This window comes from Kitasatospora sp. NPDC034035, from assembly GCF_055575755.1.
In genome coordinates, this window is sequence record NZ_JBVISA010000001.1 from 523,789 (window position 1) to 539,797 (window position 16,009).

At 73.3% G+C, this 16,009-nt stretch carries 10 protein-coding genes; 7 read left to right on the forward strand and 3 right to left on the reverse strand.

Going from position 1 to position 16,009, the window contains the following annotated elements:
* Positions 1 to 81: 81 nt before the first annotated feature.
* Complete coding sequence (locus ACZ52J_RS02515) at positions 82 to 1,197, reverse strand: hypothetical protein (RefSeq protein ID WP_465615196.1); 1,116 nt, start codon at positions 1,195 to 1,197, stop codon at positions 82 to 84.
* 98 nt (positions 1,198 to 1,295) lie between these two features.
* Between ACZ52J_RS02515 and ACZ52J_RS02520 the strand changes: the two genes are divergently transcribed.
* Both ACZ52J_RS02520 and ACZ52J_RS02525 read left to right on the forward strand, forming a co-directional pair.
* Complete coding sequence (locus ACZ52J_RS02520) at positions 1,296 to 1,736, forward strand: VOC family protein (RefSeq protein WP_360497336.1); 441 nt, start codon at positions 1,296 to 1,298, stop codon at positions 1,734 to 1,736.
* 132 nt (positions 1,737 to 1,868) lie between these two features.
* A complete protein-coding gene (locus ACZ52J_RS02525) occupies positions 1,869 to 2,363 on the forward strand; it encodes a hypothetical protein (RefSeq protein WP_465615198.1) in 495 nt (164 codons plus the stop codon).
* A 106-nt stretch (positions 2,364 to 2,469) separates the two neighbouring features.
* Here ACZ52J_RS02525 and ACZ52J_RS02530 read toward each other — a convergent pair whose 3' ends face one another.
* Positions 2,470 to 3,366 (reverse strand): MBL fold metallo-hydrolase, encoded by an 897-nt coding sequence (locus ACZ52J_RS02530; protein WP_465615200.1) that lies wholly within the window; start codon positions 3,364 to 3,366, stop codon positions 2,470 to 2,472.
* Positions 3,367 to 3,447: 81 nt separating this feature from the next.
* On the opposite strand from ACZ52J_RS02530, the gene ACZ52J_RS02535 reads away from it, so the two are divergent.
* Positions 3,448 to 4,299, forward strand: a complete 852-nt coding sequence (locus ACZ52J_RS02535) for a LysR family transcriptional regulator (protein ID WP_465615202.1) — start codon at positions 3,448 to 3,450, stop codon at positions 4,297 to 4,299.
* A 111-nt stretch (positions 4,300 to 4,410) separates the two neighbouring features.
* Here ACZ52J_RS02535 and ACZ52J_RS02540 read toward each other — a convergent pair whose 3' ends face one another.
* Positions 4,411 to 4,920 (reverse strand): nuclear transport factor 2 family protein, encoded by a 510-nt coding sequence (locus ACZ52J_RS02540; protein WP_465615204.1) that lies wholly within the window; start codon positions 4,918 to 4,920, stop codon positions 4,411 to 4,413.
* Between the two features lie 140 nt (positions 4,921 to 5,060).
* On the opposite strand from ACZ52J_RS02540, the gene ACZ52J_RS02545 reads away from it, so the two are divergent.
* The 4 genes from ACZ52J_RS02545 to ACZ52J_RS02560 all read left to right on the forward strand — a co-directional run bounded on the left by ACZ52J_RS02545 (position 5,061) and on the right by ACZ52J_RS02560 (position 15,979).
* Positions 5,061 to 5,951, forward strand: a complete 891-nt coding sequence (locus ACZ52J_RS02545; RefSeq protein ID WP_465615206.1) for a LysR family transcriptional regulator — start codon at positions 5,061 to 5,063, stop codon at positions 5,949 to 5,951.
* Between the two features lie 433 nt (positions 5,952 to 6,384).
* Complete coding sequence (locus ACZ52J_RS02550; protein WP_360497320.1) at positions 6,385 to 6,609, forward strand: MbtH family protein; 225 nt, start codon at positions 6,385 to 6,387, stop codon at positions 6,607 to 6,609.
* Positions 6,610 to 6,623: 14 nt separating this feature from the next.
* A complete protein-coding gene (locus ACZ52J_RS02555; RefSeq protein WP_465615208.1) occupies positions 6,624 to 11,618 on the forward strand; it encodes an amino acid adenylation domain-containing protein in 4,995 nt (1,664 codons plus the stop codon).
* The gene (locus ACZ52J_RS02560; RefSeq protein WP_465615210.1) at positions 11,615 to 15,979 is read left to right on the forward strand and encodes a MupA/Atu3671 family FMN-dependent luciferase-like monooxygenase; all 4,365 of its coding nucleotides are present in this window, start codon (positions 11,615 to 11,617) and stop codon (positions 15,977 to 15,979) included. The genes ACZ52J_RS02555 and ACZ52J_RS02560 overlap by 4 nt, the downstream gene beginning before the upstream one ends.
* Positions 15,980 to 16,009 lie beyond the last annotated feature (30 nt).

Sequence of the window (16,009 nt, forward strand, 5' to 3'; positions counted from 1 at the left end):
GACAACCGGCCAACCACTCACCCAACCACCCACCCACCCCACCCGCACGGACCGGCCGCACGGACCGGCCGGCCCGCGGGCTCAGCGTGCCGGGCTGCGCCGCACCACCGTGCCCTGTCCGTCCGCCTCCAGCGAGGCCGTTCCCGCGGGGCCGGTCACGGTGACCCTGATCGTGAGGGAGCCGGTCAGGCGGTCGGCGGCGAGCTGCCAGGTCTGCGTCTGCGGGGAGTCGAGGCCGAGCGTGGTCCCGGCCTCCTCGACCAGCGCGGGCACGCGGTCGTAGGGCAGCGAACGCGGGTCGAAGGAGGGGACGCCCGTACCGCCGGGGGAGTACACGATCGTCAGCAGGCGTTCCTGCACGACGACGGTGAGCGCCTGGTGGGTGGCCTCGCCCGTGGTGAGCGAGTCGACGGCCCGGCGCAGTGCGCCCCGCTCGAGCAGCGAACCGTCCGGGCCGAGGGCGACCGTGCCGGACGCCGACGTCACGACCGTCGTGGAGGACGTCACGACCGTCGTGGACGACGTGACGGAGCCGGACGACTCCGGGGGAGGCGGCTGCGCGGTGCCGTCCGGGCCGAACAGGTCGGCGCGGAAGAACAGGACCACGGCGGCCGCGCCGAGCAGCAGGCCGAGGAGCGTGACGAAACCGCCGGCCCGGCCCTGCTCGGGGTCTCCCGCCGGGGCCGGCCCGGGCGCCGAGTCGATGCGGGCCCCGGCCGCCCGCTCCTCCCACTCGGGTGTCGGCCGCGTCACGATCCGCACCCGCAACGGCCGGTCCGGCGGGTACCGGACCACCAGGACGCCGCGCGGCCGGTAGTCGGGCAGCTCGGAGAGGTGGATGTCCTGCGTGATCCCGACGCGGTACGCGGGCGCGTCCTGCGGTGCGACGGTGAGATCGAACCGCACCGGCACATCGCTCACCTCGCCCGGGACGGCCTCCATGCTCTCGATCACCGCGAGCGCCGTGCGGGGCGCGACGGCCGCCTCCCGGGCACGCCGCGGCGCACCGGCGAGCAGGAGGAGCAGGCCGTAGGCCGTGGGCAGGGCCAGGGCCGTGACGAGCAGCGGGGGGTGCTCGAGGACGCAGCCGACGACGAAGGCGGCGAGCGACACCCCGATCACACCGCCCGTCAGGAACCCCCGGGCGAGGCCGACGGCAGTGTCGTGCGCGGGCGGCGCGTCCGTGGCGGTCGTCATACGGTGATTGTGGCGGTCCCGGGCGGCGGTCGAAAGACGTCGCCGTGTGGCAGGCCTGCTCGGCCGCGGCTGTCGCAGGTTCGTACTACGGTCCTGCCATGGCAGCCGGAATCGATCTGACCCTTGACTGCGCGGACGCGAAACTCCTCGCCGAGTTCTGGAAGACGGCCCTGGGGTACGTGGACGAGCCGCCGCCCGCCCCGTTCCGGACCCGTGAGGAGTGGCTCGCGCAGTTCGACCTCCCGGAGGGCGACGGCGCGGACGACGGCGCCTGGCTCTGCGACCCCGACGGGGCCGGGCCCCGGCTCTGCCTCCTCAGGGTCCCCGAGCCGAAGCGCGCGAAGAACCGGCTCCACATCGACATCCGGGTGCCGGGCCACGGCAGCCCGGGGGAGCGGTGGGCGCGGATCGGGGCGGAGTCCGAGCGGCTGGTGGAAGCGGGCGGGAGTGTCCTGGAGGAGTTCGAGGGGCACCACATCGTGATGGCCGACCCGGAGGGCAACGAGTTCTGCGTCGCCGCCGCGCCAGCCCGGGGCTGACCGGCCGAACCTCGCTCGCCGCACCGCCCGCCGCACCCCCCGCCGCCCCGGATCCCGCGCGTGCCCCTGCGGGCGCCGTCGGCCGGTCGTGTGAAACCCGGGCGGTCGGCGGATGCGGCTCGTTGAGCAGTCATGGCACACGAGACGGACCACGGCGACGGCGACGGTGACGGTGCGGCCCGGGAACCGGTGGTGTGGGCGCTGGTCGTCCGCGAGGCGGCGCAGGGTCCGCCGGTCGCGGAACTGATCGTGGAGGTCGGCGCGGCCCTTCACACCGACCTGGTGGAGGCCGCGGTCGACAGCGGCTTCGTGGTCGCCGCCGGTGAGCCCCCGCCGACGAGCGGCGCCGTCGAGGTCGCCGACGGCCGGGTGGAACGGCTCCTGCTGGTCGGCGGCCGCCAGGGGTGGGAGCCGGGCTCACGGGTCGAGGCGTCGCCCGGCTGGCTGGCGGCGGCCCGGGAGCGGGGCGAAGCCGTGGTGGTCATCGTGCCGCCGCGGACCGGGCCGGCCGGACCGCCCGGGCAAGAACCCGAGGCGCGGATCGACGCGTTCACCCGGTGGCTCGAGGAGCAGCGGGCGGCGGGCCGGGTCCTGCACGGCACGGTATCGGTGCGAGGCGGGCCGTGAACCCAGGGCCGTGAACCCCGTGCAGTGAACCCAGGGCCGTGACGCCGTGGCGCGGGCGGCCGACGGGACCGCGCGACGGCAGCAGCGGGAGCCGACCCTCGGGGGGTCACCCGGCGTGTTCGGCGCACAGGCAGCCGACGCCCTTCTCGATCCACTCCTGTCCGGCCCACTGCGGGTGGCGTTCGATCAACAGCGCCCGGACCTCGGCCGTGATCGCGCGTTCGTCCATCGCCGAGTCGCGCCGCCGCCAGGTCTCGTCGCGCAGCTCGCGCAGGTAGTCGCGGACGTCGGCGAGCACCTGCGGGCCGCCGACGCCGCCGTGACCGGGAACCACCACCCGGTGCCGGCCGGCGGCCAGCCGCTCCAGCACCGCCAGCCAGCCGACCCCGGAGACGTCGGTGTCGTGCGGCGGGAACCAGGGGAAGATCGCGAACTGTCCGGTCTCGGCCAGATCCCCGGTGAACAACACACCGGCGTCGGGTACTTCGACCACCTGGTCGCCCTTGGTGTGGCCCCGGCCGGTGGGCCGCAGCCGCACGGTGCGGCCGCCGAGGTCCAGGTCGTACCCGCCGTCGTAGACCGCGTCGGGGGCAGGCACGCGGACGCCGGCGTCGAGGCGGTCGGCCACCGGCCCGCCGAAGCCGCGGAACATCTCCAGGTAGCCCGGCCCCTTCGTCCGCAGGTCGTCCGCCTGGGCGCGGTTGGCGAGGTAGGTGGCCTGACCGTCGAACACGTGCGCGCCGAGGGCGTGTTCGGGGTGGAAGTGCGTCGTGGTCAGGTACAGCCGGCGCCCCCCGGCCACCTCGGACGCCAAGGCGAGGACCTGCTCGGCGTTGGCGGTGCCCAGGCCCGTGTCGACGACGAGGACGGCCCGCGTGCCGCCGATGATGCCGATGTTGGGGACCAGCGGGATCCCGCGGTTCGGGATCACCAGCAGGTCGGGGGCGATCTCCAGGGCACCGGAGACGTGTACGGCGGGGTCGGGAAGCAGCGTGTCGGTCATGCTTCGATTCCACCGCCCCGGCGGCCCGGCCGTCCAAGACCGGTTCGGAAACCCCCGATACCGAACGGGTATCGTCGCAGCATGGAGCTGCGGACACTGCGCTACTTCGTCGCGGTCGCCGAGGAACTCCACTTCGGCCGTGCCGCCACCCGGTTGCACATGAGCCAGCCACCGCTGAGCCGGGCGATCAGACAGCTGGAGACGAGCCTCGGCGCCACCCTGCTGCACCGCCGCGCCGCGGGCGTCACCCTCACCCCCGCCGGGGCGGTGCTGCTGGCCGAGGCCCGCGAGCTGCTCGACCGGGCCGACCGGGTACGCGCCCGCGTGGCCGCGCAGGCCGGCCCCGCGGCCGTCACCGTCGGCCTCCTCGGGGACGGCACCGACCCGGGCGCCGCCCGGCTGGCCGCCGCCTACCGCGAGCACCACCCGGGCGTCGAGGTCCGCATCCGCGAGGCCGACCTGACCGATCCGACCTGCGGGCTGCGCGCCGGACTGGTCGACATCGCCCTCACCCGGGCGCCGTTCGACGAGCGCGGCCTGACCGTGCGCGAGCTGCGCGCCGACCCGGTCGGTGTGGTGCTGCGCGCGGACGACCCGCTGGCCCGCCACGCGTCCCTGGAGCCGGCCGACCTGGCGGGCCGGCGCTGGTTCCGGTTCCCGGACGGCACGGACCCGTTGTGGCAGTCGTACTGGAACTGCGGTGAGCCGCGCGAGGGGCCGGTGGTGCGGGCCGTCCAGGAATGCCGGCAGGCCGTGCTCTGGAACGGCACGGTCGGCATGACCCCCCTCGGGCACGGGGTGCCCGAGGGGCTGGCCGTGGTGCCGCTGGCCGGCGTGGCGCCGAGCCGGGTGGTGGCGGTGTGGAACGAGGGCGACACGAACCCGCTGATCCCCTCGTTCGTCCGCATCGCGGCGGCCGCCTACCGCCGCTGAACCCCTCCCGGCCCGCCCTGCCCGCCGCTTGCTCCCTGCTCCCTGCTGGCCGCCGCCTGCTCCCCTTCCCCTTCCCCTTCCCTTCCCGTTCCGGTCCCGGTCTCCGTTCGGTCAGGCGCCGAAGACGGCCGCGGGGTCGCCGGTGTACCAGGTGTTGTCGATGCGCATCCGCCGGATGAGCCAGCGGCCGCCGTCGCGCACGAGGTCGAGGGTGTAGGGGTTCTTGAGCAGGGCGTGGGTGTCCGGGTCGGCGGTGAGCAGGTGCTGGGCCTCGACCAGGGCGGTGAGGCGGGCGGTGTCCCCGTCGATGTCGATGCGCGGGTTGGTGACCTGGTGGGTGGTGTCCACCCGTCCGGTGAACATGGCCAGGATGGTGTCGACGATGAAGTCCCGACCGGTCATCAGGGGCGGCTCGCCGCCCCAGCGGGCGGCGGCGGGGCGGAAGTCGAGTTCCGCGTCGGCGGTGAAGGCCGAGGCGAAGAGTTCGCGGTCCTTCAGGTCCTGGCCGAGGGCGAACCGGTAGAGGGCGTCGGTGATTTCGGCGCGGTCGCGCAGTTCGGCGACGACCGAGGCGGTGTCGTCGGGCTTCGCGGTCAGGGCCTGCAGCGGGTTGGTGGTCATGGTGTCCTCCGTCGGGTGGGAGAGGCCGGTTTCGACGTGATCCACTCTGCCGCCGTGATCGTTGGCGAACAACGGCGCTCTGCGCAATGATCGTGAACTCGGGCTTAACGACGGGGTGGCGTGTGATCGAGCGGTACGAAGTGGAGTCGTTTCTGACGCTCGCGGAGGAGCTGCATTTCGGGCGTACCGCCGAGAGACTGCGGGTATCCACCGCGCGGGTCAGCCAGACGATCCGCAAGCTGGAGCGGCGGGTGGGGGCGGCGCTGTTCGAGCGCACCAGCCGCCGGGTCGAACTCACGCCGCTCGGGCGCAGGTTGGCCGACGATCTGGGGCCCGCCTGGGCGGCCGTCGGGGCGGCGCTGCAGGGAGCCGTCGACGCCGGGCGGGGCCTGTCGGGCAGCCTGCGGGTCGCCTACGTCGGTGCCGCCGCCGGGCAACTCCTCATCGGGGTGGCCGAGTTGTTCCGGGAACGGGCCCCCGACTGCGAGGTACACCTGCGGGAGGCCCGGATGACGGAGACGATCCGCTGGCTGCGTGGCGGCGACGTCGACCTGTGCCTGGGGCCCTTCCCGGTGCACGAGCCCGGCATCGGCTGCGGCCCGGTCCTGGTGCGCGAGGCCCGTATGCTCGCCGTCCCCGTCGGACACCGTTTCGACCGTCCGGGCGGCGTCTCGGTCGGGGACCTGGCGCAGGAGCCGGTGGTGCGGCTGCTGCCGGACGCCGTCGCCGTGCCGCCGCAGCGCCCGGACGCCGTCGCCGTGCCGCCGCAGCGCCCGGACCGGGCACCCGCCGCGCCCGGCCCGGTGGCCGAGACCGTCCAGGAGGCACTCATGTTCGTCGGGGCCGGGCAGGGGGTCCTGCCCGTCGGCGCCCACGCCCGGCGCTACTACCCGCGCCCCGACGTCGCCTACGTCCCCCTCGACGGCGCGCCGCCGCTCGAGTGGGGCCTGATCTGGCCCGACGGCCACGCCACCGCCCGCGTCCGGGCGTTCGCCGAGGCCGCGGCCGACCTGGCCGGCGACCGGCGGTGAGCGAAAGCGAATACCGCCTATCCGCCCAATCCTTGATCTAACGGACTGCCGGAGTAATTGCCATACTCTATTGCCGCGAACCGATGCGACCCATGCTGTTGGAGTGGAACGCATGGGGGGTGGTTTTCTCCGACAGCGGTGGTCCCGGAGTCCGCACGCGACCGGTGCTCGTCGGTCATCGGGTGCGGGGTCGGTCCGGTTGCCTTGATGGTGCCGAGGTGGCAACCAGCCGTTTCCGGGCCGCATTCGAAGGAGAACTCGGCTGCGAGGCTCCGAACGCATTTTGTCTTCGCGACCTCCCGCAGCACTAACCGTGCCCGCAGCACTCACCATGCCCGTCACCCCGCGTCCACGGCCGCGACGCCCGACATGACGGCCGCAGGGGCACGACCAGCAGCAGATCAACCCGTATCCCGCCGAACCGGAGGAACCCATGGACGGCGACACCCAGTCCTATGTGGTCGTGCTCAACGACGAGGAGCAGTACTCGATCTGGCCCGCCGACCGCGACCTGCCTCTCGGCTGGCGCGGTGACGGCGTCAGCGGTTCCAAGGCGGAATGCCTGGCCCACATCGGCGAGGTCTGGACGGACATGCGCCCGCTGAGTTTGCGCCAGGCCGTGAAGCACGCCGGTTTAGCCGCCCACTCTCAGCAGTGAAGGATACGTGCGAGATGGTGCTCAATGAATTTCACGCCCGGGTGGCCGAGGCACCGGACACGGTCGCGGTGCAGGACGGCGACCTGAGGCTGACCTACCGCAGCCTTGCCGCGCACGCGTCCGCTCTGGCGATCAAGCTCACCGAGCGGGGGGTGGGCCAGGACAGCGTCGTGGCCGTCTACGCCAACCGGTCAGCGGAATTGGTGGTCGCCGAGCTGGCCGCCCTGCTGGCGGGCGCGGCCTACCTGCCGCTGGACCCGGCCCACCCGGCCGAGCGGATCCGCCAACTGCTGGAAGTCTCCGGCGCCGCCGCGGTCCTCAGCACCGCGCCGCTGGTGTCCGGCGGGGCACCGCTCGGCGACGACGTCCTGGTGGTCGATCTGACCGAGGAACCGTCCGACGCGACCATCCTGGCACCGCCCCCACTGAACGGCGCCGAACTGGCGTACGTGATCTACACGTCGGGTTCCACCGGCCGGCCGAAGGGCGTCGCGGTGACCCACGCGAGCCTGGCCAACCTGATGCACTGGCACCACAAGACCTACCGGACCCGGCGGGAGGACCGGTCGACCCTGCTGGCCAGTCCCGGATTCGACGTGTCCGTCCAGGACATCTGGTTCACCCTGACCGCCGGCGCCACGCTGGTGGTGCCGCCCGCCGAGGTGCGCACCTCGCCCCCCGCGCTCGCCGCCTGGCTGGCCGACGAGCAGATCACCGTGACCTTCCTGCCCACACCGCTGGCCGAGGCCGTCCTCGACGAGACCTGGCCGGCGCACACGGTGCTCCGCTTCCTGCACACCGGCGGCTCGGCGATGCAGCGCGGTGTGCCGGACGGGTTGCCGTTCACCGTGATCAACCTCTACGGGCCGACCGAGGGCACGGTGAAGGTGACGGCCGGCGAGGTGCTGGCGGGAGGACCCGTGCCGCCGCCGATCGGGGTGCCCGTCGACGGCGTGCGCTGCTACGTGCTCGACGGGCTCGACCCGGTGCCCGACGGCGAAGCCGGCGAGCTGTGCCTGGCCGGCGCGTGCGTGGCCCGCGGATACCTGGACGACCCGGCGAGCACGGCCGCGGCGTTCGTGCCGGACATCGGCGCCCCCGGGCAGCGGATGTACCGGACCGGCGACAAGGTCCGCCGCGGGCCGGACGGGGTCTTCGAGTACATCGGCCGCTACGACGACCAGGCCAAGATCCGCGGGTTCCGGATCGAACCCGGCGAGGTGGCCACGGTCCTCAAGCAGCACCCCGGCGTCCGGGACGCCTTCGTGGCGGTCGAACACTCCGGCCGCCCGGACGCGCGCCTGGTCGGCTACGTGGTCACCGACGTCCCCACGGCCGAGCTGGTCGACTTCGTCGCCGCCCGGCTGCCCGCCTACATGGTGCCGGCGGCGGTCGTCGTGCTGCCCGCGCTGCCGCTGACCCCCAACGGCAAGGTCGACCGCGCCGCGCTGCCCGCCCCCGACCGGACCGCGGCCGGCCTGGCCGACGTCGCCGCGCCGCCCCGCACCCCGACCGAGGTGGCCCTGGCGGCAATCGTGTCCAGGCTGCTCGGCGGCACCGAGGTCGGCGCCCACGACGACTTCTTCGCACTCGGCGGCAACTCGCTGCTCGTCGCCGGCCTGGCCGGCCGCATCGCGGCGGAACTGCACACCGTGGTGAGCATGCCCGACCTGTTCGACGCGCCCACCGTCGCCGCCCTCGCCGCGATCATCGACCAGCGGGCCGCCGTGGCCGGAGACGACGGCCGGGCACCCGCCGCCCACGTGATCGCCCCGACCGCGCCGCCGGTGCGCCGAGCCGACCGGGACCGGCCGATCCCGCTGTCCCTGCCACAGGAACGGGTCTTCTTCTTCGAACAGCTGTCGCCCGGCAACCTGGCCTACAACTTCCAGGCCACGGTCTCCTTGCAGGGCGAGGTGGACGTCGACGCCATGCGCGCGACACTGGACGAGATCGTCCGCCGGCACGAGGTCCTGCGGACCGCCTTCGTCGCCGTCGAAGGAGTCGGCTACCAGCGTCCGCTGGCGCAGGCCAAGGCCTCGCTGAAGGTGATCGACGTCCCCGCCGAGCAGGCCGACGAGGTGGTCGCCGCACAGCTTCGCGAGCCGTTCGACCTGACCAAGCCGCCGCTGGCCCGCTGGGTCCTGCTGCGACACGGGAACGGCCAGAACACCTTCCTCCACGTGGAACACCACTTCGTCCACGACGGCTGGTCGCTCTCGGTGTTCCTGTCCGAGTTCCGCGCCATCTACCCGGCCTTCGCCGCCGGAAAGCCCTCACCGCTGCCCGAACTGCCCGTCCAGTACGCGGACTACGCGATCTGGCAGCGGGACTGGATGCGCGGCGACGTGCTGCGCGCCCACGTCGACCACTGGACCGCCCGACTGGCCGGCGCCCCGCACATCCTGGAGCTGCCCGCCGACCGGCCCCGCCCGCCGGTGATGACCTTCCGCGGCCGGGCACCGCGCATCCTGATCCCCGCCGAACTGGCCCGGGAACTGCGGGCCTTCAGCCGCGAGAACCGGGTGTCGCTGTTCTCCACCATGTACGCGGGCTTCGCGGCCCTGCTGTACCGCTACACCGGCCAGCAGGACATGCTCGTCGGCACCGGCGCGGCGAACCGCAACATCCCCGAGCTGGAGCCGCTGCTCGGCATGCTCGTCAACACCCTGGTCCTGCGCACCAAGGTGTCGGCCGACCAGCCGTTCAGCCGGCTGCTGGCGCAGGTGCGCCAGAGCGTCGCCGAGACGCTGGCCTGGTCGGACACCCCGGTCGACTCGGTGATCGACGCCATCGACCCGGCCCGTGACCCCTCACGCACCCCGCTGTTCCAGGTCATGTTCAGCTTCCACGACTCCGCGGTGCCCGACGTCGACTTCGGCGGGCTCACCGGCAAGGTCACCGAACGCTCGAACCGCACGGCCAAGGCCGACCTCAACGTGATCGTGATCCCGCGGGCCGAGCAGCGCCTCGGCCGGGAGGCCCGGCCCGAGGACGACGACCTCTACATGATCTGGGAGCACTCGTCCGACCTGTTCGACGAGGCCACCATGGAGCGGATGGTCACGCACTACCTGACCCTGCTCGCCGACGCGATGGCCGCGCCCGACACCCGCGTGGGAGCGCTGCGCCTGCTCCCGGACACGGAGGCGGACCAGCTCGACCGCTGGTCCCGCGGGCCCGCCGCGGCCGACACCCAGCCGGTGACCGAACTGATCGCACGGCAGGCCCGGACCCGACCGGACGCCGTCGCGGTGCGCTGGCCGGACGGACAGCTCAGCTACGGAGAGCTCTGGCGGCGCGCCGGCGGGCTGGCCCACCGGCTCCGCGAGTCCGGCATCACCGCCGAGGAACCGGTCGCCGTGTACGCCGACCGTTCCGTCGAACTGGTGGTCGGCGAACTCGCGGTGCTCATGGCCGGCGGCTGCTACCTGCCCGTGGACCCGAGCTACCCGGCCGAGCGAACCGCCTACATCCTGCAGGACGCCGGCGTCCGCAAGGTCCTCGTCACCCCCCGGACGCTGCCGCAGCTGCCGACGTCCACGGAGAGCCTCCACGTCTTCGACCTGGAATCCGACACCACGGACGAGCCGGTCCACGCCGACCAGGTCACCCCGCAGCGGCTGGCGTACCTCATCTACACGTCGGGATCGACCGGCCGGCCCAAGGGCGTGGCACTGGCGCACCGGGGACTCGCGAACCTGGTCGCCTGGCACCTGGCCGCGTACGCGCTCGGCCCGCAGGACCGGACCACGCTGTTCGCCAGTCCCGGGTTCGACGCGTCGACCTGGGAGATCTGGCCAACCCTCGCCGCCGGCGCCACCCTGAGCGTCGTCCCGCCGCAATTCCGGGCCGCACCGGCGGAACTGGTGCGCTGGCTCAGCGGCGAGCGCATCACCGCGGCATTCCTGCCGACCCCCGTCGCCGCGGCCGTACTGGCCGAGCCGTGGCCGGCCGACACCGCACTGCGCGCGCTGCTGACCGGCGGCGACGTGCTGCCGGCAGCGCCCGCCACCGGGCTGCCGTTCCGGCTGTACAACCACTACGGACCGACCGAGAACACCGTGGTGGCCACGGCCGGCCTCGTAGCGCCGGACCCGGCAGCACTGCGCCCGCCCATCGGCAGGCCGATCAGCGGCATCGACGCCCACGTGCTGGACGCCGAAGGACAACCCGTGCCCACCGGTGTCCGCGGCGAGCTGTACCTCGGCGGTCCGGCGGTGGCCCGCGGCTACGTCAACCGCTCGGCGCTCACCGCCGAGAGCTTCCCCGCCGACCCGTTCACCGACCGACCCGGCGCACGCCTCTACCGCACCGGCGACCTGGCCCGCTGGCGTCCCGACGGGCAGCTGGAATTCCTCGGCCGCGCGGACGAACAGGTGAAGATCCGCGGCTTCCGGATCGAGCCCGAAGAGGTCGCGGCAACGCTCAGGGAACACCCGGACGTACGGGACGCCGTCGTCGTCGCCCGCGCGGCGGGGGCCGAGGTCTCACTCGTGGCGTACGCCTGCGGCGCCGGCCTGAGCGAAACCGCCCCCGACGAGAAGCTGCTGGCGTTCCTGCGGGACCGGCTGCCCGCCTACATGGTGCCGGACGCGGTCATGGTGCTTCCCGCCCTGCCGCTCACCGAACACGGCAAGGTGGACCATGACGCGCTGGCCGCTCTGGCACCCAGCACCCCGGCCGAACCCGAGGCGGAGCAGGCACCGCGCACACCGACGGAACAACGCGTCGCGCAACTCGCGTCAGCGTTGCTCCAGGACCAGCCGGTGGGGCGCGCGGACGACTTCTTCCGCATCGGCGGCCATTCCCTGCTCGCGGCCCGCCTGGTGGCCCAGGTGAACGACGCCTTCGGCGTCCAGGTGCCGATCGCCACATTCCTCCAGCGACCCACCGTGGCGAGCCTGGCGGACGCCGTGACCGCCGCGACGGCAGGACCGGAAACAGGCCCCGCACCGATCAGGCCCCGCAACCGCCGCGCGGCGCAGGAACCCGAGGTGCAGCAGTGAGCGGAGCCATCGAAGAGGACGGCCCGGCTCCGCTGTCGTACGCGCAACGGCGACTGTGGTTCCTCGACCAGCTGCAGCCGGGCAGCGCGATCTACAACGTCCCGCTCGGCTACGACATCACCGGCCCACTGCACCACACGGCCCTCGAACAGGCGCTGACCAAAGTCGTGCGACGCCACGAGATCCTGCGAACCGCCTTCCGCTCGACCGGCGGGACACCCCACCAGGTGGTCCTGCCACCCGCCCCCGTGCCCCTGCCCGTCGTCGACCTCACCGCACCCGGCCGCACCGCGGACGAGGTGGCACGGCTCGCGGACGAGGAAGCCGGCACCCCGTTCGACCTGGTGGCCGGCCGGGTCATCCGGGCCCGCCTGCTGCGCCTGGGCGAACAGCAGCACCGGCTGCTGCTCACCGTGCACCACCTCGCCTGTGACGGCGCGTCGGTCGGCACGCTCGGCAGGGAACTCGAAGTCCAGTACCTGGCCGCCCTGAACGGCCAGGAACGGCACGAGCCCGACCTGCCCCTGCAGTACGCCGACTTCGCCGAGTGGCAGCAGAACACACTGGCCGGGCCCGAGCTCGACCGGCTGCTGGCGTACTGGACGGACAAGCTGGCCGGCATGCCCGCCCAGCAACTGCCCACCGACCACGCCCGCCCGCCGGTACAGAGCCACCGCGGCGCCGCGCTCACGTTCGAGCTGCCCTCGGCATCGGTCCAGCGGCTCGAGGAACTGGGCAGAACGGAAGGCATCACGCTCTACAGCGTCCTGCTCGCCGCTTTCACGGTGCTGCTCCGGGCGCACGTCGACGGGGACGAAGTCGTGGTCGGCACCCCGGTCTCCGGCCGCGAACGGCCCGAACTGGCCGGTCTCATCGGATTCTTCACCAACACCCTGGTGCTCCGCTGCGACCTCGGGTCCGGCCCGACGTTCCGTGAGCTGATCCGGCGGCTGTGGGCGGAAGTCAAGGCAGCGCTGGCCCACCAGGACCTGCCGTTCGAGAAGCTCGTCGAAGAGCTGCACCCCGACCGTGACCTCGCCCAGAACCCGCTGTTCCAGGTGCTGTTCAGCTACCGCTACGAAGAGGAAGGAGCGGGGCTTCGCCTGGACGGCTGCCAGGTGCACCCGGTACTGGGCGACACCGGCGCGGCGCGCTTCGACCTCACGCTGAGCCTCACGCGAACCCCGGCCGGCGTGACCGGCCGGCTGGAGTACAGCACGGACCTGTTCGAGGACGCGACCGCCGAACGGATCGCCGAGCGATACGTCCAGGTCGTGACCGCCGCCGCGCACGCCCCGGACCGGCCCGTCGACGAACTGGCGGTGCTGCCGGCGGGCGAGCTCGCCACCTTGGCCCACTGGCAGGCCGGCACCCGGACCGGTACCGCAGACGTCCTGGTCCACCACGTGTTGGCGCAGCGGGTGGCCGCGACACCCGACGCGGTCGCCGTGGTCGCCGCCGACGCCACCCTGACCTACCGCGAACTCGACCGGCTCGCCGACCGGTTCGCCGGCCGGCTGCGCCGGCTCGGCGTGGCACCGGACGAGCCGGTCGGCGTCCACCTCGGCCGCACCTCCCTGCTGATGGTCACCCTGTTGGGGATCCTCAAGGCGGGTGCCGCGTATCTCCCGCTGGACCCCGGCTACCCGCGCGATCGGCTGGCGTTCATGGTCGGCGACGCCGGCGTGCGGCTGGTCGTGGCGGACTCCCGGTCCGCCGCGGCCGCCGGGCGGCTCGGCGCCGCCCAGGTCGTGGTGCCCGATCCGGCCGGGGCACCGGACGACCCGCCCGACGATCCGCCCGCGGTGCTCACCCCCGACAACCTGGCGTACGTGATCTACACGTCCGGATCCACCGGACAGCCGAAGGGGGTCATGGTCACCCACCGCAACGTGGCCAACCTCTTCGCCGGGATGAACGACGTCTTCGGCGCCGACGAGCCCAGCACCTGGCTCGCCGTGACGAGCGTCTCCTTCGACATCTCCGTGGTCGAGCTGCTGTGGGCGCTGACGCACGGCCACCGGGTCGTGCTGCGCGCCGAACCGCCCCTGCCGTCGGCCTCGGCCGCCGCGCAATCGGCCGCGGTGGCCCAGGCCCGCGCCCGCCCCATCGACTTCAGCCTGCTCTACTTCGGCAGCGACTCGCAAGCCGGCTCCGACGACCGCTACCGCCTCCTGCTCGACGGCGCGAAGTTCGCCGACCGCAACGGCTTCACGGCCGTGTGGACCCCCGAACGCCACTTCCACCGGTTCGGCGGGCTGTACCCGAACCCCTCGGTGACGGCGGCGGCCGTCGCCGCGATCACCGAACGGGTCCAGGTGCGCGCGGGCAGCGTGGTCCTGCCGTTGCACGACCCCTTGCGGGTGGCCGAGGAATGGTCCGTCGTGGACAACATCTCGGCCGGCCGGGTCGGCATCTCCCTCGCGTCCGGCTGGCACGCCAACGACTTCGCGTTCGCACCGGACCGGTACGACAAGCGCAAGCAGCTGATGATGGACGGCCTCGCGGAGGTCCGCAAGCTGTGGCGCGGCGAGAACGTGCCGCGGCGCAACGGCGTCGGCGCCGAAGTCGAGGTCGGGGTGTTCCCCCGGCCCGTCCAGCCGGAGCTGCCGGTGTGGCTGACCAGCGCCAAGCATCCGGAGACCTTCCGGATGGCCGGCGAGGCCGGCACCGGCGTGCTCACCCATCTCCTCGGACACAGCCTGGAGGAACTGGCCGAGAAGATCGCGCTGTACCGCAGGACCTGGCGCGAGCACGGGCACCCCGGGGACGGCCATGTGGCGGTCATGGTCCACACGTTCGTCGGTCCGGACCTCGACGAGGTGCGGGAACTGGTCCGGGAGCCGATGAGCCGGTACCTGGAGACCTCCTTCGACCTGATCGCCTCGCTCGGCGCCACCACCGGCAGCGCCCAGGACTTCAAGGCGCTGCCGCCCCGGGAACTGCGCGAGCTGGTCGACCGGGCGTTCGACCGGTTCTTCGCCACCGCCAGCCTGCTCGGCACACCGCAGGTCTGCGCCGACATGGTGGACCGGATGAAGGCCGCCGGCGTCGACGAGGTCGCCTGCCTGATCGACTTCGGCGTCGACGAGAAGGCGGCACTCGACGCCCTGACACACCTGACGACCGTCCGGGACATCAGCGACGAGCGCCGGGACGCCGCACTGGCGAAGGCCGAGGAACCGATCGCCGCACAACTGCGCGAGCACGCCGTGACGCACCTGCAGTGCACACCCTCACTGGCCCGCGCCCTGCTCGCGGACCAGGACGCTCGCGCCGAACTGCCCCGGCTCAGCCGGCTGCTGGTGGGCGGCGAAGCGCTCCCCGCCGACCTGGCCCGCGAGCTCGCCGACGCCGTCACCGGCACGGTGCACAACATGTACGGGCCGACCGAGGCCGCGGTCTGGGCCACGACGTCCCAGGCCCCGCCCGGAGGCGGCCCGGTATCCATCGGGCGGCCACTGGCGAACGTCCGCGCCTACGTGGTCGACCGCGACATGCGGCTGTGCCCGACGGGCGTACCCGGAGAGCTGCTGCTCGGCGGGGGCGGCGTGGTCCGCGGCTACCTCAACCGTACCGAGGTGACCGCCGAACGCTTCCAGCCCGATCCGTTCGCCGGCCGGCCGGGCGCCCGGGTCTACCGAACGGGCGACCTCGCCCGCTGGACGCCCGGTGGCGCACTCGAGTTCCTCGGCCGGCTCGACGACCAGGTGAAGCTGCACGGCCACCGGATCGAACTCGGCGAGATCGAGACGGCACTCGCCGAACACGAAGGGGTCCGCTCGGCGGTCGCCGTCATCCGGGGCACCGGCGCGGAACAACGGATCATCGGCTACCACGTTCCGGCAACCGGCCGGCCGACGACCGGCGCCGAACTGCGCGCCTTCCTCGCCACACGGTTGCCCACCTACATGGTGCCCAGCGCGTTCCACCCCATCGACGCGATGCCGCTGACCCCGAACGGAAAGGTCGACCGCAGGGCACTGCCCGACCTGTCGGACACGCGACCCGAGGGCACCACGGCGTACGCGCCGCCCACGAACGCGACCGAGCGGCTGGTCACCGACGTGTGGCGCGAGGTACTCGGCGTCGACCGGGTGGGCCTGGACGACAGCTTCTTCGACCTCGGCGGGAACTCGCTGCTCGTAGTGGTGGCCAGGGCCCGGCTGCTCGAACACCGGGACAGCGGGCTCTCGCTGGTCGACATGTTCCGGTACCCGTCCGCACGGGCCCTCGCCGAGGCCATCGACCACAAGCCGGCCGAAGGGCCCGACGAGGCGGTCGGCGCGGCCGCCGCCCGGGGAGCCGCCCGCCGCGTCGCCGGACACGCAGCACGGCGCGCCGGAAGGACGGGGGTGTGACAGTGCCAACGAACAATTCGACACGGCATC